Origin of the sequence: Asticcacaulis sp. (genome assembly GCF_051956075.1) — a bacterium.
Taxonomy (GTDB): Bacteria; Pseudomonadota; Alphaproteobacteria; order Caulobacterales; family Caulobacteraceae; genus Asticcacaulis.
In genome coordinates this window covers 106,751-124,466 of the sequence record NZ_JBQCGA010000053.1, presented here as the reverse complement: position 1 = coordinate 124,466, position 17,716 = coordinate 106,751, and the positions used below count along the sequence as shown (strand labels likewise).

The 17,716-nt window shown below is 59.8% G+C and carries 15 protein-coding genes and 1 pseudogene; 9 read left to right on the top strand and 7 right to left on the bottom strand.

The window, feature by feature from the left end; genetic code table 11:
* Positions 1-4: 4 nt before the first annotated feature.
* Positions 5-1,513: a CoA-acylating methylmalonate-semialdehyde dehydrogenase gene (locus ACTHLA_RS13575; protein WP_440190240.1), complete on the bottom strand. Its 1,509-nt coding sequence runs from the start codon at positions 1,511-1,513 to the stop codon at positions 5-7.
* A 188-nt stretch (positions 1,514-1,701) separates the two neighbouring features.
* Here ACTHLA_RS13575 and ACTHLA_RS13570 point away from each other — a divergent pair, with 188 nt between their 5' ends.
* Genes ACTHLA_RS13570 through ACTHLA_RS13555 form a run of 4 tightly spaced genes read left to right on the top strand, consistent with a single transcriptional unit; the run spans position 1,702 to position 7,571 of the window.
* On the top strand, positions 1,702-4,551 hold the full coding sequence (locus ACTHLA_RS13570) for a glycosyl hydrolase 115 family protein (protein WP_440190534.1): 2,850 nt from the start codon (positions 1,702-1,704) through the stop codon (positions 4,549-4,551).
* Positions 4,552-4,566: 15 nt separating this feature from the next.
* Positions 4,567-5,334: an FCD domain-containing protein gene (locus tag ACTHLA_RS13565; RefSeq protein WP_440190237.1), complete on the top strand. Its 768-nt coding sequence runs from the start codon at positions 4,567-4,569 to the stop codon at positions 5,332-5,334.
* Between the two features lie 27 nt (positions 5,335-5,361).
* On the top strand, positions 5,362-6,306 hold the full coding sequence (locus tag ACTHLA_RS13560) for a family 43 glycosylhydrolase (RefSeq protein ID WP_440190234.1): 945 nt from the start codon (positions 5,362-5,364) through the stop codon (positions 6,304-6,306).
* A gap of 2 nt (positions 6,307-6,308) precedes the next feature.
* On the top strand, positions 6,309-7,571 hold the full coding sequence (locus ACTHLA_RS13555; protein WP_440190231.1) for a histidine-type phosphatase: 1,263 nt from the start codon (positions 6,309-6,311) through the stop codon (positions 7,569-7,571).
* A 162-nt stretch (positions 7,572-7,733) separates the two neighbouring features.
* On the opposite strand, the gene ACTHLA_RS13550 is transcribed toward ACTHLA_RS13555, so the two are convergent.
* The 3 genes from ACTHLA_RS13550 to ACTHLA_RS13540 all read right to left on the bottom strand — a co-directional run bounded on the left by ACTHLA_RS13550 (position 7,734) and on the right by ACTHLA_RS13540 (position 9,692).
* Positions 7,734-7,883, bottom strand: coding sequence for a helix-turn-helix domain-containing protein (locus ACTHLA_RS13550; protein ID WP_440190531.1), 150 nt, complete (start codon positions 7,881-7,883; stop codon positions 7,734-7,736).
* A 132-nt stretch (positions 7,884-8,015) separates the two neighbouring features.
* The gene (locus ACTHLA_RS13545; protein ID WP_440190228.1) at positions 8,016-8,309 is read right to left on the bottom strand and encodes a recombinase family protein; all 294 of its coding nucleotides are present in this window, start codon (positions 8,307-8,309) and stop codon (positions 8,016-8,018) included.
* Between the two features lie 138 nt (positions 8,310-8,447).
* Positions 8,448-9,692: an ATP-binding protein gene (locus ACTHLA_RS13540; RefSeq protein WP_440190225.1), complete on the bottom strand. Its 1,245-nt coding sequence runs from the start codon at positions 9,690-9,692 to the stop codon at positions 8,448-8,450.
* Between the two features lie 209 nt (positions 9,693-9,901).
* Here ACTHLA_RS13540 and ACTHLA_RS13535 point away from each other — a divergent pair.
* Positions 9,902-9,982: pseudogene (locus tag ACTHLA_RS13535) on the top strand (IS6 family transposase); the annotation flags it as partial.
* Positions 9,983-10,035: 53 nt separating this feature from the next.
* On the opposite strand, the gene ACTHLA_RS13530 reads toward ACTHLA_RS13535, so the two are convergent.
* Positions 10,036-11,592: an ISL3 family transposase gene (locus ACTHLA_RS13530; protein ID WP_440190222.1), complete on the bottom strand. Its 1,557-nt coding sequence runs from the start codon at positions 11,590-11,592 to the stop codon at positions 10,036-10,038.
* Between the two features lie 264 nt (positions 11,593-11,856).
* Here ACTHLA_RS13530 and ACTHLA_RS13525 point away from each other — a divergent pair, with 264 nt between their 5' ends.
* Positions 11,857-13,890 (top strand): tetratricopeptide repeat-containing sulfotransferase family protein, encoded by a 2,034-nt coding sequence (locus ACTHLA_RS13525; protein WP_440190219.1) that lies wholly within the window; start codon positions 11,857-11,859, stop codon positions 13,888-13,890.
* Positions 13,891-14,017: 127 nt separating this feature from the next.
* On the opposite strand, the gene ACTHLA_RS13520 is transcribed toward ACTHLA_RS13525, so the two are convergent.
* A complete protein-coding gene (locus tag ACTHLA_RS13520) occupies positions 14,018-15,385 on the bottom strand; it encodes a hypothetical protein (protein WP_440190216.1) in 1,368 nt (455 codons plus the stop codon).
* 497 nt (positions 15,386-15,882) lie between these two features.
* Entirely contained in the window at positions 15,883-16,044 is a 162-nt protein-coding gene (locus tag ACTHLA_RS13515; RefSeq protein WP_440190545.1) for a hypothetical protein, read from the bottom strand.
* 122 nt (positions 16,045-16,166) lie between these two features.
* Between ACTHLA_RS13515 and ACTHLA_RS13510 the strand changes: the two genes are divergently transcribed.
* The 3 genes from ACTHLA_RS13510 (at position 16,167) to ACTHLA_RS13500 (ending at position 17,681) form a co-directional block, all read left to right on the top strand.
* Positions 16,167-16,526, top strand: a complete 360-nt coding sequence (locus tag ACTHLA_RS13510) for a hypothetical protein (protein ID WP_440190213.1) — start codon at positions 16,167-16,169, stop codon at positions 16,524-16,526.
* 238 nt (positions 16,527-16,764) lie between these two features.
* On the top strand, positions 16,765-17,418 hold the full coding sequence (locus ACTHLA_RS13505) for a GntR family transcriptional regulator (protein WP_440190210.1): 654 nt from the start codon (positions 16,765-16,767) through the stop codon (positions 17,416-17,418).
* Between the two features lie 116 nt (positions 17,419-17,534).
* Complete coding sequence (locus ACTHLA_RS13500; protein ID WP_440190207.1) at positions 17,535-17,681, top strand: hypothetical protein; 147 nt, start codon at positions 17,535-17,537, stop codon at positions 17,679-17,681.
* Positions 17,682-17,716: the final 35 nt, after the last annotated feature.

Sequence of the window (17,716 nt, the reverse complement as noted above, 5' to 3'; positions counted from 1 at the left end):
CCGTCTAACGCATGGTGGGTATCACAAAACCGTCTGCGGCGGTATCGCCCGCATGCGCCTCGTCGGCGGGCCAGCGCTGCGTCACCGTCTTGACGCGGGTGTAAAAGCGCACCCCGTCTTCGCCGTACTGGTTGAGATCGCCAAAGCCCGAACGCTTCCAGCCGCCGAAGGAGTGATAGGCGACCGGCACGGGGATCGGCACATTGATCCCGACCATGCCGACCTCGACGCGGGCCGCAAAGTCACGCGCCCGCGCGCCGTTGCGTGTGAAGATGGCGACGCCATTGCCGTAAGCATGGCGCGAAGGCAGGTCCAGCGCCGCCTCGAAACTGTCAGCGCGCACCATTTGCAGCACCGGCCCGAAGATTTCGTCCTGATAGCTGCGCATGGAGGCTTTGACGTGGTCGAACAGGGTCGGCCCCAAGAAGAAACCGCCCTCATGCCCTTGCAGCGAAAGCCCGCGTCCATCGCGCGCCAGCTCGGCGCCTTCGCTTACGCCCAGCGCGATATAGTCCTCGATCCGCGCCTTGTGCGCGGCGGTGACCACCGGGCCGTAATGCGCCTGCGGATCGCCGGAGACGCCGACGCGCAAACCGTCTATGGCCGCTTCCAGCTTCTGACGCACGGCGTCAGCGGTCGCCTCGCCCACCGGCGCGACCACCGGCAGGGCCATGCAGCGTTCGCCCGCCGAGCCGAACGCCGCACCGACAATATCGGCCACAGCCTGATCGAGATCGGCGTCGGGCAGGACTATGCCGTGGTTCTTGGCTCCGCCCATGCATTGCATGCGTTTGCCCGCCGCCGCGCCGCGCCCATAGACATATTGCGCGATATCGGACGAGCCGACGAAGCTGACGGCCCGAATCTGCGGATGATCAAGAATGGCGTCCACCATCTCCTTATCGCCCATGACGACATTGAATACGCCTTCGGGCAGGCCCGCCTCCAGCCACAGCTCGGCCAGGCGCAACGGCACGGACGGGGTGCGCTCGGATGGCTTGAGGATGAAAGCGTTGCCGCAGGCGATAGCGGGCGCGCACATCCACAAAGGGATCATGGCCGGAAAGTTGAACGGCGTAATGCCCGCCACAACGCCGAGCGGCTGGCGCAGCGAATAGACGTCGATGCCCGGCCCCGCGCCTGAGGTCATATCGCCCTTGATTAAATGCGGGACGCCGCAGGCGAATTCGACCACCTCCAGACCGCGCTGGATGTCGCCATGCGCATCCGCGATGACCTTGCCGTGTTCGCTGGACAACAACGCCGCCAGGGCGTCGCGGTCGCGATTGACCAGACGCACAAACTCGAACAGAACGCGCGCCCGCCGCTGCGGATTGGTGGCGGCCCAGCCTTTCTGCGCCCTTGCGGCCGACGCTACAGCCGTCTCCAGCAGCACCGCGTCGCCCAGCTCGACCCGCGCCTGAACGCGCCCTGTGTTGGGGTCGAAGACATCAGCGAAGCGCGAGGCTTGCGAGACGATGCGTCCACCGATAAAGTGGCTGACCTGTTGCATCTGGCCTTGTCCCTCCCACGGGTTGTCAGGGTGTTCGCCACCCCTTTTTGACGGTTCGCGCCAGCTTCAGAATGAATATTTCATATTGTAATTGATTGCAATATCCGTTTTATAATGTTTCCGACCCATCGGGGAAAAGAGGTCGACCACTGCGCCGACAGAACACCAGAACAGGGATAAACAAGGTGATGATGTCGTTCGTGAAACGCCTGGGCTTCAGCCTGATCGCGCTGGTCGCCGGGGGCTACGCCCTGCCGGCGGCGGCGGGAGAGCTGCCCCTGTTCAACGGGCGCGATCTGACCAGTCTTGTGCATGTCGATCATGGCGCGGGCCGGACAATGGCTCTGGCGACCGATATGCTGGCGGGCGATCTGACCGCCCTGAGCGGACAAGCGCCCAAGACCTCAGCGACGCCGGAAACCTGCGCCAGAACCTGCATTCTGATCGGCCTCTACGACGCTCCGGCCATCCGGAAGCTGGCGCGCGAAGGCGGGGTCGACCTCTCCGACCTCAAGGGGCAATGGGAGGTCTATCGCCGCGTCGTGATCCGTCGCGAAGGCCGCGCCTACGTGCTGATCGCCGGTTCCGACGTACGCGGCGCGGTCTATGGCGCGGTCGATCTGTCGCGAGAACTGGGGATTTCGGCCTGGAGCTGGTGGGCGGACGTGACGCCGCGCCGTCAGGACCGGCTGGCGATTTCCGACGCGGTCGTCACCTCACACACTCCATCGGTGAAGTATCGCGGCGTCTTTATTAATGATGAGGACTGGGGGCTGGAGCCATGGGCGGCCAAAACGCTCGATCCTGAAACCGGCAATATCGGCCCCAAAACCTACGCCAAGGTCTATCAGCTTCTGTGGCGGCTCAAGGCCGATACGCTCTGGCCCGCCATGCACTCGATTTCGACGCCCTTCTTCGGCAATCCCGGCAATGCGCCTCTGGCGAAAGACTACGCTATTGTCATCGGCACCTCGCATGCCGAACCCATGCTGCGCAACAATCTGCGCGAATGGGACGAGACGAAAAAAGGCCCGTTCGACTTCACCCATAATCGCAGCGCCATTCTCGATTACTGGCGCGAGCGCATCGACCAGAGCAAACCCTACGAAGACATCTATACGGTCGGCCTGCGCGGCGTTCATGACGGCCCGATGCAGGGTGCGACGACGACGGCGCAGCGCGAACAGATTCTGGAGGATGTGATCGGCCAGCAACGCAAGCTTCTTGAAAAAGAGCTGAAAACGCCGATCGCCTATGTGCCGCAGGTCTATGTCGCCTATCACGAATTGCAGGAAGCCTATGACGCCGGTCTGAAAATTCCGGACGACGTCACCTTGATGTGGGCGGACGACAATTACGGCTATATCCGCGAATTATCGACGCCCGCCGAGCAGCAGCGCTCCGGCGGCTCCGGCGTCTATTATCACCTGTCCTACTGGGGACGACCGCACGATTATCTGTGGCTGGCCACCACCCATCCCGCGCTCGTGCATGAAGAAATGCAGCGCGCCTACGCCGAGAACGACCGGCGTATCTGGATCGTCAATGTTGGCGACATCAAACCCGCCGAATATCTGACCCAGTATTTTCTTGACCTGGCCTTCGACGCCAGGCGCTTCGACGAAACGCCGCGCGCGTATCTCAAGGGCTTCATGAGCGCGCAGTTCGGCCCCGAACATGCCGATGAACTGGCCGACTTGATGATGCGCTATTATGACCTGGCCTTCGCGCGCCGCCCGGAATTCATGGGCTTTGGCCAGACCGAATGGGTGACGCCGAACCAGCCGGACGCCTTCGCCGAGGCCGATGGCGAAGAGGCGCAGGCCCGCATCCGGGCCTATCAAGACATAACGGCGCGCGCCGAAAAACTGGCGGCGCTCATGCCCGCCGACCGCAAGTCAGCCTATTTCGAGCTGGTTCTCTATCCTGTGCGCGCCGCCGCCAACCTCAATACGCGCATTATGAGCCTCGATCTGGCCAGCCTCTATGCGCGCGAGCAACGCGCCAGCGCCAATGCCTATGTCGCTGAGGCCAAGGCCGCCCATGCGCAGATCGTCGCCGACACTGCAACCTATAACGGGCTTGAAAACGGCAAGTGGCGCAACATCATGGACATGGCGCCGCGCGATCTGCCGGTCTTCGACGAACCGATGTGGCCGAGTTGGTCGGCTTCGACCAAGACCGGCTGTGGCATCGCCCTGTCGGGCCAATGGTACAATGACCACAACACCCTGCCGTTCGTCGCCGGGCGCGCCGAAGACCGGCCCGTCGCATTGTTCGCGCATCAGCCCATCGACGCAGTCTGGCGCCAGACAAAGGGCGCCGATCATCTGGCTCTTTCGGCGACCTCCGGAGCGCTGAACGGCGACGACCGCTATGAGGCGCGACTTGTGCTGCATTATGACGGCCAGGGCCCGGCGGGCGATTCGGAGATTCATCTGTCCTGTGGCGGCGAAGATCATGTGATCTATGTCCGCGTTCTGCCGGAATTGCCTGCGGGCGTCCCCGTCGAGGACAACCGGATCGTGACCCTTCCCGCCGCCGGTCAGACCACAGGCGCCGACTGGCGGCGCATTGACGGCCTCGGCAGCATGGGCGGCGTGTTGCGCGCGCGCCTCGACCTGCCCGCCCAGCCCGACGACGCGCCGCCGCAAAGCGACCCCGCCGTCTATCGCTTCGCCACCTCGACCGCTGCAGGCGGCGTGCTGAAACTGATCGCCCTGCCCACGCATCCGCTGACGCGCGACATGAAGGTTCGCATGGCCGCGCAACTCGATGACGGCCCGGTGCAGACCTTCGACTTCTCCACCCTTGGCCGCAGCGACCAATGGCGCGAAAACGTACTGACCAATACGGCGGTGCGCGAACTGCCGCTGCGTATGCTGGCGGCGGGCGAACATACGCTCAAGGTCTGGCCGCTCGATCCCGGCGTCATGCTGGACCGGATCGACATCGACCTGGATGGCGCGCGGGCGCATTACGGCCCCGCATCGTCATGGCCGCAGACTCAGACGCAGTCTCAGGCGCAATCTCATTAACGGCAGGATCTTCACATGGACGAGCATGCGCCCCCGCTTCACCCGCACCCGCGTGAACGACGCGCCTATCAGGATATAGGCGAAGACCTGATCCGCCGCATCCGCGCGCGCGAATTCGACGCCACCGGTCGCCTGCCGCCCGAACGTGAACTGGCGCAAGGCTACGATGTTGGTCGAACCGTGATCCGCGACGCCCTTGTCATGCTGGAGGTTAAGGGCCTGATTGAGCCGCGGCACGGATCTGGCATCTATATCACGCCCCTCGCCTTTGAAAACGCCGCGCCGTCGGAGACCAGGCTGACCGACGCGCATCCGCCCGCCGGACCGTTTGAACTCCTGCAGGCGCGTCAGTGGCTGGAAAGCCATATCGCGCGACTGGCGGCGCAGAATGCAGGCGATGACGATATCCGCGCCATTGAACAGGCCTATGAGGGCCATCGCGCCGCCGCCTTCGGCGAGCCGAAGGAAGGCTTTGACAGCCTGTTCCATACCGCTATTGCGCAGGCGACGCAGAATAACGAGCTGGTGCTGCTGGTCGAGCAACTGCGTCAGCGCCGTCATGACAATCCGCTTTGGCGGCGCCTGCATGAGCATATCAAGGACAAGCGCTATCGCGACCGCTGGGTACGGGATCACGACCGCATTGTCGACGCCCTGCGTCGGCGGGACGGCGACGCAGCCTACGTCGCCATGTGGAGCCATATCGAAAATGTCAAAACCTTCCTGTCGAACTGGCTCGGCGCGGATGAACTGGATCCGCCAACCCGCAGGAAACGTCCCTGAATGCTCGGAAAGACAATGCTAAAACCAATGCCGATCAGAATCGCCCCCATCTGCCTCACCGCCCTGTCGCTCAGTTGCGCCGCCCTGTCGCCATCCGCTGGCGCTGCGCCGGAAGCAGGGCCAGCGCCCGTCTCGCAACGCTTCTGCGCCGATCCATCGCCGCACGTTTTCAAGGGACGGATCTATCTCTACACCACCAATGATCAGGACAATTCCGGCAAGTACTGGGATTCAACCGACTGGCGTCTGTTTACATCCAAAGACATGCGCCACTGGACGGATCAGGGCTCTTTTCTGTCAGTCCGCGTGTTTTCCTGGGCGCGGCCCGACGCCAAGGCGTGGGCGCCGGAAGCGGCTTATCGCAACGGTAAATACTATTTCTATGCGCCCGTCGGGGGCGATAAGATCGGCGTCGCCGTCTCCGACGATCCCAAAGGCCCGTTCAAGGACGCGCGCGGCGACGCGCTGATCGACAAGGCGCGCGACGCCAATGCGGGCGCGGAGCCGATCGACCCGGCTGTGCTCATCGACGACGACGGCCAGGCCTATATGGTCTTCGGCACGCGCGTCCCCAAGATCGTCCGGCTCAAAGCCGACATGACGGAAACCGAAGGCTCCATCGAGGATATCCGCATCGACGGCTTTCCTGCGACCGACCCCAAGGTCAAATACGGCGAAGCGCCCTATCTGAACAAACATGACGGACTTTACTATTTCACCTTCTCGACCGGCTGGCCGGGCCAGATCGTCTATGCGACCGCCACATCGCCGATGGGGCCCTACACCTATCGCGGCGTCGTGCTGGACTACCGTAAAATCTCGACCAATCATCAGGCGATCATCAGCTATGGCGGTCGCGACTGGCTGTTCTACCACGACAATCTTCTACCCGGCGGCGGCGATTACAAACGCTCCATCACCTTTGCGCCTCTGAGCTATACAAGCGGCGCCATGAACCAAGTCAAGCGTTAGCCATGAAGATCGTCCGGCGTCTCCTAACACTGATCGCGGCGCTTGCGGCTTGCGCCGGTCCGGTCTGCGCATCGCCGCCCGACCGGCTGGAGCGCGTTGTCATCCTGATGCGCCACGGCGTACGCAGCGCCATGAAGACTCCGGAGCAGCTCAATGCTTACAGCGTTCGCCCCTGGCCCGCCTTCAGCGTCGCGCCCGGCGAACTGACGCCCAGAGGCAAGCGGCTGGCCGCCCTGCTCGGAGCCTATTATCGCGACCTCTACGTTCGCGACGGCCTGCTGGACAGCGCCAAGGACTGCGATCAGGTCTATTACTGGGCCAACGCCACCGAGCGCACCGAAGCGACAGCGGCAGGCCTGGCCGAAGGCCTGAGCCCCGGCTGCGACGCAATCGTCCATCGTGTCGCTGCGGGCGTCGCCGATCCTTTGTTCGACGCCTTCCGAGCAGGCGTGGCCATGCCCGATACCGAACGGCAGAAGGCGGCGATTCTGGCGCGCAGCGGCGGCAATCTCGTCCGTTGGGATGCGCGCCTTCGCCCCGGCGTCGATCAGGTCGAGGCGCTGATGTGGCAATGCGACGCCGTCCCCTGCACATCGGCGCATACGCCGGGCGACAAGATTCATCTGGATAGGACGCCTGTCGCGCTGACGACCAGCGATGACGGCATGGCGACAGTGACGTCCCCCGCCGTGGCCACCGGAACCTTGATCGAGAGCCTGCTCATGGGCTATGCCGACGGTCAGGATTTCTCCGCCCTCGGCTGGCGCGGCGTTGATGCTTCAACCCTGACACATCTGTTCGCCCTGCACGCCGCATCCTTCGACCTACGCCTGCGCGCGCCTGAAATGGGGCGACAAACCACATCCTATCTTGCCGAAAAGCTGGCGGCGACTTTGCAAGGCGCCCCGGAAGGCGTTGGCGGCGGCGCCCCCATAACGGTTATCGTCGGCCACGATGGCACACTCTACATGCTGGCCGGACTTTTGGGCCTCGATTGGCGCCTGCCGGACTACGGACCCGGCCAGGCGGCGCCCGGCGGAGGGCTCGTGTTCGAAGTCTGGCGAAGCGGCGCGAGCGGTGAAGCTTTTGTGCGCGTCCGTTACGTCGCCCAGAGCCTGCAACAACTTCGCGCCGCTAGCGCTCTTTCTCTAACGCAGCCGCCTGAAATTGATAAGGTGACGATCCCAGATTGCCCATCCGCCACATCGCACGAAGACTGTTCGATGAGCAGTTTCGTCAGCCTTATTAATGGAGCCACGAAATAGGGTTGTGTCGCAAAAATTTTACGACTTTGGGAGAGATGCGCGCCTTTGATTTGTGAGGGGGCTGAAGTCCATGTTCAAAGGTCGCCATTTCGACCCGTGGCTGAGGCGGCTTAAAAGGCCCAATGACAACGTCACTGGGATTTTGGCCAACTCGGCGAACATTCAACGAACATTGCGCGGCGACATCGCGCCGAGTCTCGGAGTTTTTGACACCAATCGACTGATCGTGGAACGGTGGACTCGGAACAATCGCGCCAGATCAGCGGCCGGTCGCCCGGCAGCCAACATGTCCATTATCTCTCGTTGCTGCATAGGGGAGAGCTTGGCGGAGCGGCCGCCGCCATTGCCTCGGGCACGGGCAGCTTTTTGGCCTTCACCTGTTCGCAGCTTCAACTGGTCTCGATCAAACTTCGCAAGCACGCTTATGATTTGTGCCGACGGCCCTTATATTTCAACGGGTTCTGACATCGCGCGAATTTTGACGTCGCGCCTCAGTATCTTCTCACTCATGGGGATCAGGTCCACCAGAGAGCTTGCAAGGTGATCCAGACCTGACACGATAACGACGTCGTCGGAGCGCAGCTCGTCGAGCATGCGATTGAACTGCGGGAGATCCCAACGGCAGCCCGAGAAGGTTTCCTCGAAGGCTTTCGCGCAGCCAGCAGCCTTCAAGGCGTCAACCTGGGAGGCGGCGTCCTGGACCTCGGATTTCGAGACGCGGGCGTAACCTATCAACATGCACAACCCTGTTGCAAAACGGGTTGATTCCACCACAGAGTTTCGCGCGCTTCGGCGCAGCCTGTTATCTGGTCGTGACTTTTTCTGGAAAATGATATAATATATTGATATTATTCGGTATATTTCCCACGGCATTTATTATGCGCACCAAAGCGCGCTTGTCGGGACGGCCCACAGGCCCTCGCCGAAAGATACGGTATACTCGCCGGAATAAAGCACGATGCTGTAGAAGGGTTTCTCTCCAGCCATATTCGCCTTGAACCACTTCAGATGCTTGAAACTGTCCGCATCGATATTTGTTCCGGCTTTGACTTCGATGCCGACGATGGCATCGTCGTTCTCAACGAGAAAGTCGACTTCGCGTTTTTCCCGGTCCCGGTAATGACTGAGTGTGTACTCCCCCGAACTCGCATCGACCAGCGCTGCAAGTTGAGTGTAGACAAATGTCTCTATCAGTTTGCCGTTCAACTCGCCGTTCAGCCGCACCTTGTCCAGAGACCACCCCATGCAGGACGCCATCAGGCCCGTATCCGCCATGAACAGTTTATCTTTCTTGCCGATCCGTGCGTAGTCGGTCTTCGTCCAGGGGCGGACACGATCGACCAGGTACAAGGTTTCGACGGCGTTGATATAGGACTCGAGAGTCCCATGGGTCAGCGATAGCGAAGCGCCGATAGCGGATACATCCATGTATTTCGATGACCAGGCGGCCAAGGCTTCGATCAGCTTCAGCAGGCTATCCTGCCGGCGGATATTGGCGATATCCCGAAGGTCGCGATCAATGAGCGCCTGCAGGTAGTCCTTGTGCCACAGGCGGCGCTGCCGCTCGCTCCCCAGTCGTACGGCTTCAGGAAAGCCGCCGCGGAGGGCTCGGGTGAGATAGTCGTCCTTGTTCAAAGTAGATGCAGGCAGGGACTTTGCATCGCCGGCAAAGATTCTTGCCAGGAATTGCGGCTGAGCATTTTCCAGTTCGCCCTCGCTAAGCGGTCTGAGACGCACCTTTCGGACACGCCCGGCCAGGGACTCATTCACCTTGGGTAGGGACTGGATATTTGCAGAGCCCGTGAGAATAAAACGGCCTGGTGTTTCGTTCTCGTCGACATCCTTCTTCACGGCAGGTAATAGCAGAGGGGCGCGTTGGACCTCGTCAATGATCATCAACTCATTGCCGTGGGCGACAAAGCCATGGGGATCTTCGAAGGCCGAGTTGAGAAGGGTCTGATCATCCAACGTGCGGTAGATCGTCCCCTCGCCTCCTCCGGCCATCTGTCGGGCAAGTGTGGTCTTTCCGCACTGCCTCGGCCCTTCCAGCAGGATGACCCTGCGCTCCTTGAGTGCAGTCCGGATCGACGAAGCCTGCCAGCGCTGATATGTAACGGTCACAGTTCACCCCTTCTCATGTCCGCGTTTATATAGAATCGATGTCCACGAAATTCAATTTATAATCTCGCGAAATTAAAATAAAGTATCCGCGATTTTAAAATATTTGTACGCAGAGTGCTCACACAAAAGGCCGGACGGCTGAGAGGGTGGCTCTGTTGCAAATTTCCCCGGCGTCCCCAAATCGGCGCTTTTGGCGTTCGGTTGACGGTATGAATGATTTCAAAGGTCGGCACTACAAGGGCGTGATCATTCTTTGGGCGGTCCGCTGGTACTGCAAATACGGCATCAGCTTGTCAACCGGCGTCGAAAAGGGGCTCTGACGCAATTTTGGTGCAGGTTGCGATCAATAGGCGTCCACCAACCGCGCCTGAAGAAGATCGATCTTGGCTCGGCCGTACATTTGGCGCTTCACAAGCTTCAGCTTGGTGATCTGGCCTTCTGTCTGGCCGTTTGACCATGACGAGGATATTGCGGCGCTTACGGCCGCGTGGTCCTTGGCGACGCCGTTAGCGAACGAACTGAGTAGGCTGGCCTTTGCTTGTTCGACCCAAGGGTCGAGTTCGGCCGTTGCCTTTTTACGGATCATGGTATGGAAGTTCGCAACGAGGTCGCGCGCTTCGACCAGCGGCGGAACACCGCCTTCGATAGACGCGATGAGCACGGTCTCCGCCTTCGATAAAGTATCTCGGCCCACCGTCATAAGCCTGGCAATAGTTCTTGCAGACGGGATACGTTGAAGGCTTTCAGCGTCGGCCTTTTCCGAGCGCCGCCGCCGTGTCGCCCATTCGGTAACGACCCGCTGCGAACCTCGGAAACCCAAGCCTTTGAGACGCCGCCAAAGTTCGGCGCCATTTCGATGGCCGGCTGCCCATTGTTCATCCAGCCATGGCAAGTGCAGTTCAAGGGAACTCTCGCGAACCCTAAAGACGTCCGAACGTTGGCCTCGCAAAATTTTCCTGACTAAGCCACGGCTGTGACCGGTAAGCCGGGTGATCTCTCGGATTGAAGTTCCGCTTGCTGATTGCTTAAGGACCGCGGCGTTGGCGTCTTCGCGCCGCAGGTAGCCTTCATACTGGAGCCGTTCTGCGGAGGTGAGCAAGTCCGGATTGATTACAGTTGCGCCAATTGCCGTCCGGACTTGGCGCATAGATTTTCGCACGGCGTCGCGGAATGCCTGGCTGGCATTCTCCATCAGATGCCCGCGATCGGCCACTTGTACCGCTTGGGGTAGCGCCTTGGCCACCGCCCCACCGTAGCCACCGCCGCGGTCCCTGGCGACAATGGCAATTTGCGGTTGGCCGCGAAGCCACGCCTCGGCCGTTGCCGGCTCTCTATCGGGAAGAAGTCGGATTGGGCGCCGCCGTTCCAGGTCGCAGATAATCGTCCCGTAGCGTTGATTGCGACGCCAGGCCCAGTCGTCGATACCGATTACGCTTGGGGGTGTAAACACCTTGCTGCTTCGCCGTCGAACGACACGCAGCAATGTATCGTTGCTCACCGGAACCATCAAGCGCGAGGCAAAGCTGGCGGCCGGGCGCCCTCCCAACGCCAAGCCGAGTTGGTGAACGACATAGTCGAGTCGAACGGTCCGGCGCGCCCATGGGCCGAGGACCGCACTATCGTACCGCTCGGTAAAGATGCGTCGCTTGCATGAGGCGAAGTCGCACTGAAAGCGCCGCGCCGAAATAACAAGGCGCACCTGCCTCCCAGCCAGTGGCAAATCACCGACACGGCGACAATAACGGCTGCGGACACGTTCGGATAATGATCCGCAGCAAGGACAAATGCTGCCTCTGCTCGTCGCGCGTACCGTGACCACGGTCACCGCGCCGTCGCTCACAGCACTCACAACCTCGAAGCCTGGGGGCACTAGGTTAGAAGGTCTAAGGGCTTTTTGCATCGTTGATTCTCTGGTGAAACCAAAGCCAGCAGACGCCCAAACTGCATCAAATTTGAGTCAGAGCCCCTTTTAGGTGCCGATCACCCCGATTAGGGGGGGCTTTTTGCACGCCGATCCACATCTTTGTGTGCAAAAAGCATGGCGAGAGCCCGCGGTTTACGCCGTAGGTGGACGCTACAGTTACCACTGTCCGTATTGAACATGCATCAACATGTCGGTATCGTTAGATAAAATTCCGGTCCGGCCCTGACGGGGATCTTCGTATTGCACCTCACCACCACGCTTGACCTGGATAATCTAATCGCAGACATTGCGACGTTGCGTGGCTTGCAACAGGCGGGTCGGTATCCCGAAGCGCTCCATCATGCCCGGCAATTGCTATTTGCCTATCCGGGCAATCGCGATTTGCTGCTGATCGAAGCGAGCAGCTTGCGCACTCTTGGCCATACCGAAGAAGCGCTGGCCAGTTGCGCCAGATTGGAAGCTGTCGCGCCACATTTCAGTCTGATGCATCAGGAGCGTGGTTTTTGCCACGTTTTGCGCCATGACGCGCCTTCAGCGATCGCGGCGCTGTCGGTGGCGGTGCGGATAAATCCTGCGCTGCCGCAAAGCTGGCGTATGCTCGAAGCGGTCTATCGCATCATCGGCGACACCGCCAACGCCACCTTCGCTGCGCGGCAACAGGATGCGCTCAAGGCGCTCCCAGACCCATTGATCGAAGGCATGTCTCTGTTTTCCGACGGTGATCTTGAACGCGCGGAGAAGACGGTCAAGACTTATATGCGGGCAGAAGGCTATCACCCGGAGGCGCCCAGGCTTTTGGCAAAGATCAGCAGGAAGCGCGGAAATAGTCGTGCTGCGCGGCGGTACCTCGCCGAGGTCCTGACCCTATCGCCAGACCATCGTGCGGCGCGGCTCGAATATGTCGAAGCGCTGGTTTCCTGCCGACGCGATGCCGAAGCCGAGGCTGTGCTGGCGCCGTTGCTGAACACCGCTGATAGCGACGATGACGAAGCCGCGTTTCGCATTTCCGCCCAGCGAGCGGTCATTGCGATGAGCGCCGGACGCTATGATGAAGTCATCGCGATTTGCCGGGGGCTGCTTGACCAGGCGCAGCCGTTTTCGGACCAGGCGGCGTGGACGCGCATCTCCATGCTGCTGGCGGACGCCTTGCGTACGATCGGTGATGTGGCCGCGGCCATTGCGGCCTATCGCGCGGTGATCGACGCAAGATCAGATTATGGATATGCCTACTGGTGCCTGGCCGATCTCAAGACATATCGTTTTTCAGATGCCGACATCGCGCAGATGCGCGCCGCGCTGGCGGCCGAGACCACCAGCGCCACCGATCGCATCGGTCTGTCGTTTGCTCTGGGCAAGGCGATGGAAGATCGCAAAGATCCCGAAGCCGCTTGGTTTTTCTACAACGCCCACCGCGGGCAAAGCCTCTTTTCGCCCGATCACGACGCCGCCGAAGCGATTGCGATCAAGCGCGCCTATAGTCCGGCGTTTTTTGCGCAAAGGCGCGATTGGGGCGATGATGGCGCCGATCCGATATTTGTCGTCGGCTTGACCCGCGGGGGATCAAGCCTGATCGAACAAATTCTGGCCAGCCATCCGCAGGTCGAAGGTCTGGGCGAATTGCCCAATATCCCGGCGATGCTGGAAGATTTGCAGCCAGATGGGCCCGATCCCGACCGCATCGCGCGGCTGACGGCGTCCGAGGCGCGCGAACTGGGCCAGCGCTATCTGGCCGAAACCCGGATCAGTCGCGTAACTGATCGCCCCCGGTTTGTTGATAAGCTGCCCAGAAATTTTCGTAATATTGGCTTTATTCATCTTATCCTGCCTCACGCGCGTATTATTGACGCCCGCCGCAGCCCGATGGCCTGCTGTTTTTCAAATTTCAGACAATTATTTGGCGTTGCTCACCATCTCGATAATGGCCATAGCAATTCCTACAATCTGGAAGGTGTTGGCAGGGTATACCGAATATATCTGGATCTGATGAAGCATTGGCAGGCCACGTTGCCGGATAAGGTCATGCTGATGATCCACGAGGATCTTGTCGCCGATCCCGAAAGCCAGATTCGCCGGTTGCTGGACGCGTGCGATCTGCCCTTCGCGAACGAATGCCTTGCGTTTCATCAAAATCGCCGCGCCGTGCGCACCCCCAGCGCTCAACAGGTGCGGCAGCCGATCAATCGCGATGGGGTTGATGGCTGGCGCGCGTTTGAAGCTTGGCTTGATCCGCTTAAGCTCACGCTTGGCGATGCATTGCAAACCTGGCGAGACTGAGGACCCCATTCAGAAGTTCGTCAAAGCTGGCAGACCCTTGCACTTGCGCGTGTGAGCTTCCTGGGGTCACGCCGTAAGCGGGAGCCAAAAACCACGCTAAGTGGACATAACGAGACACCAAACGGGTTTACTTTCGCATAGCCTCGACGCCGAGTTCCTTCCACATCCATTGAAAGCTGTAGGTTGTCATTGGATCGGAAGGGTCCGGGTGCCTGGCGGTCTGATTTTCGAGATACTTCAGCCAATCGACAACCTGCTGCTTCCCTTTTGAAGTTCTGACGGCCTCACGCGGTGTTTTTTCGCCAAGCATCCCCACGGGTTGGTCGAGTGTTTCCCGGTATTGCTTGTCCAAGAGTTGATGGATGATCTGTTCGGCGATTTCCGGGGGCATGTCCAACCCAGGGTCTTCAGGTGGCCTGTCAGTCCGGTCGGCCATCATCTGCTCTACTGTACGTATCTCGGTAAGGGGTGCGCGCAGCAAATCTGCGAGGGCTTCAGCCAACAGCGCTCTCCCCTTGTCGGCGCGGGCAGCGGAATTTACCGATAGATGCAGGAAACGCCCTTTTAATTCGACATTCCCAAGCACGCGCTTACCACTGCCGTCCATTGATGTGTCAAGGGACAGTCCGCCAGGCTTCTTGGTCTTGTTCCCTGAACTCGAGGTTTCGATTTCCAGCCAGTTCCAAAACTTTGCTGTTTCTTGGCTCAGGCCTGGAAGTGTGTTCAGCCGGGCGACGACATCCTTCTGAGCTATGCCATTCGCTAGTGGAAAGCGAACGTCGTGGAACAGTATTTCCTCACCCTCGAAGTTCTGCAGCGATGGGCCGCCGTCACTCGCAATCCGTCCTACCGTCTCGGTTACCCACACGAGCGTAAACATGAAAGCTGACGCCCGCAGGGTGTCGGCTGTAAGCTGTGGCAAGGATTTGGCGTTCTTGCGACCATGGAGACGCCTTAAACCATCAAACAACAAATCCTGCATCTCGGTGGAGAAAGCCAACAGGCCGCCGGCAAACACAGCCTTGCTCAGCACGGGGACGATACGCGCGGCGATCTTGTCCCACTGCTTCAGACTTTTCGTCGCCGTGCCCTCGCTGACCAGCACGGGCTCCCCGCCGCGGATAAGGTCGCGCGCCATGAGCGATTTCCCCGGGACGACGTCAGACACCTCATACAGGCTCATGACAGAGGTGCGCAGGGCCTTGATGTAGGCCTTGGACCCAGCGCTTTCCGTCCAGCCCCGCCGCCTGAGGTACTCATCGACAATGTTGCCGCCCTCAACCTCGAACTCCCGGGTGAGGAAGTCTTCAAAGGCACAGCCCCAAAGCGTCATGGCCAGATCGTTGCCAATAAGCGCCTCGAGGTCGTCGAATTCCAGACCGCCTGCATCCAGAACGGGGCCGAGGTGTTCGTCGAAAACCTCGGCAAAGCATTCTCGCCAGGGATCGCGACCGAGAAACTTCATCAAGCCGCTGAGGTCATGGCTGCTGGGCATCGTAAATCTCCGGGTGGTCGCCACTTGTGGATACCGCCATTGCATCGGGTTCGGCGTTCACCGCTTTATGAATTGACGCCTGAACGCTATTTCTCATACCTGAGTCCATGTTCTTTTGACGATGTCGGCCACGGTATTTTTACAGAGGCCACGATGCTGGCCAATTCGCCTACACTCGCGCATATGATTCGAAAGCGGCAATCGGAGCCAATAGACAGCGGGCCGGCCCTTTTCGCGTTATATCCTGCCCTGCCAATTTTAGGGTCGCGGCTGCTGTGAAAGCAAGAAATTATAAAGATCACGTCGCCCTTCTCCCGGAAAAAGACGGCATAGGGGAAGATCGCCAAAAGCGCCCGGCGCACGCCTGGCAAGACAGATGGGAATCGATTTGGTGCAATCGCTACCCGTTTCATGACTGTTTCTAGCTCGTCCACGAACCTGTCGCCGAGGCCATGACTTTCACTGTCTGCCAATCCCGCGCTTCGCTGATATCGGCCTCAGCGGCGATAAAGAGCCGAATTTGATGCATCAGGTGTTGCGGGCGGCGTGCTCACGACTGGCAAGCTTGAGAAATAGACCTGGTCGGGCGTGCGGCCCGTGTGCACCAAATGCGGGCGCTGGGCATTGTAGAAGGCGAGGTACTTGCCGATCTGGCGCATGGCTGACGCTGGGCGAGGTCCACGGCATAACCACACGTCTGAGAAGATTTGCGCTTGCGCAGGTTGAGACGCATGGGTAGAAAATATCGTAATGTGATAATTTCTATCTATAAGGCGGCGTGTTGACCCAATTCCTGGACAGAATCGCCGCAACGGCACAGGCAACAGATTTTCGTCTCTGCGACGACGCGTCAAATATTACGCCTTGTGAAGACCAACAACGAAGGGCGAACCCCACATATCTGTCAGAAACTGAATTACACGAAATGGCGCGAACCTCGGAGAGGTTCAAAGTAGTTATTCGGATCAAGCGCGCACGCTATGAACTTCGGCTTATACATAAGGACATCATCAGTCGCGAATTCGGCCTAGCAACTGGAAACATACCGGCGCGGCAACGCCATTTTCGCAGCCTGGCAGACTGTCTCGCGCTGGCGATTCGCATTTCCAGAAATGGTCATATCTTCTTTGAGCGCGATTAAGAGCAAGCATCGCTCTGATGGGCATTTTCGCATGTCCTTAGCTAGCTCGCAGGCCGCTTCCCCCCTCCACGAGGCTATCTCTTCCCTCCCACCCTATTTGGGGGTGGGCGACATAAATTATCGTATTGCGATATTTCAATTATTGAAATAACTCTTGCTAGTTGAGCGTCAACGCGCGGCCTCTCGATAGTTTCCGGCTTCGGGGCGTTACCGATTTAAGCAATCAGAGGGCTGGATCATGAAGGGATCAGTAAATGAGCGCGTTTATCGCGCCATAAAGACCGATATCCTGGCCGGAACCTATGCGCCCGGCGCCCGCGTCGAGGCGGCGACGCTGGCGGACCGTCATCGCGTCAGCGTCACGCCGGTGCGCATCGCGCTTTACAGGCTGGTCGGAGAAGAGCTCTTAGACAATGAGGCCCATGAAGGCTTTCACCTGCCGCGCGTGACAGAATCGGCCATCAGAGATTTACTCGACTGGAATTGCCACCTTCTGGTCAGCGCAGCTAAGTCGCGTAACCTTCCGATCCACCTGTTGCCGGACATGGCGCCCCTTAGGGCCGACCTTGAACCAGATCTCGTCCGTAGCGCCGAGCGTCTTTTTCTGACGATCGCATCTTTGTCGGGTAACACGCATCATGTGGCCGCGGTCGCCCGAAACAACGACCGGCTTCGGGCGATACGCCTTGTTATGGGAAACCTGCTCGACAAACGCCGCGACGATCTCGTGATGCTTATCGATCATCTGGATAATCGCGATTTCGGCGGTTTAGGCCGCAGCCTCGTGACCTATCATCGGCGCCGCCGGGCATTGGTGAGCGATCTGGTGCGCATGTTGCATCAGGCGCCGCTCGCTGGTCCGACCGCGCCCCCTCCGCAAATAATCTCGTGACAATCCGTCGGCAATAATCGGCAGGTCATTTGAGAATACCTCAACGATCCGCCAAGGGTCCGCCTAGCCTCTCCTGGTCATGGCTTTTCATGACGCATCCAGACAGGAGACTGACAATGACGAAGACGGACATGACGGCGAACGAAATCGCCCAAGACGACCTGATCGACCTTGGCAAGGCGAGCGTCGCCACGCTCGGCGGCGATCCGCAAGGCATCGAAGAGCCCGACAAGCTCTATGAAGTCGCGCTGATCGACGCCTGACCTGGAAGCGCCGGTCATAATTGGCCGACGCTTCT

Coding starts and splice junctions, on each gene's coding strand:
- ACTHLA_RS13575 (WP_440190240.1), bottom strand. CDS start 1,513: ATGCAACAGGTCAGCCACTTTATCGGTGGACGCATCGTCTCGCAAGCC.
- ACTHLA_RS13570 (WP_440190534.1), top strand. CDS start 1,702: ATGATGTCGTTCGTGAAACGCCTGGGCTTCAGCCTGATCGCGCTGGTC.
- ACTHLA_RS13565 (WP_440190237.1), top strand. CDS start 4,567: ATGGACGAGCATGCGCCCCCGCTTCACCCGCACCCGCGTGAACGACGC.
- ACTHLA_RS13560 (WP_440190234.1), top strand. CDS start 5,362: ATGCCGATCAGAATCGCCCCCATCTGCCTCACCGCCCTGTCGCTCAGT.
- ACTHLA_RS13555 (WP_440190231.1), top strand. CDS start 6,309: ATGAAGATCGTCCGGCGTCTCCTAACACTGATCGCGGCGCTTGCGGCT.
- ACTHLA_RS13550 (WP_440190531.1), bottom strand. CDS start 7,883: ATGCAGCAACGAGAGATAATGGACATGTTGGCTGCCGGGCGACCGGCC.
- ACTHLA_RS13545 (WP_440190228.1), bottom strand. CDS start 8,309: ATGTTGATAGGTTACGCCCGCGTCTCGAAATCCGAGGTCCAGGACGCC.
- ACTHLA_RS13530 (WP_440190222.1), bottom strand. CDS start 11,592: ATGCAAAAAGCCCTTAGACCTTCTAACCTAGTGCCCCCAGGCTTCGAG.
- ACTHLA_RS13520 (WP_440190216.1), bottom strand. CDS start 15,385: ATGCCCAGCAGCCATGACCTCAGCGGCTTGATGAAGTTTCTCGGTCGC.
- ACTHLA_RS13515 (WP_440190545.1), bottom strand. CDS start 16,044: ATGCGCCAGATCGGCAAGTACCTCGCCTTCTACAATGCCCAGCGCCCG.
- ACTHLA_RS13505 (WP_440190210.1), top strand. CDS start 16,765: ATGAAGGGATCAGTAAATGAGCGCGTTTATCGCGCCATAAAGACCGAT.
- ACTHLA_RS13500 (WP_440190207.1), top strand. CDS start 17,535: ATGACGAAGACGGACATGACGGCGAACGAAATCGCCCAAGACGACCTG.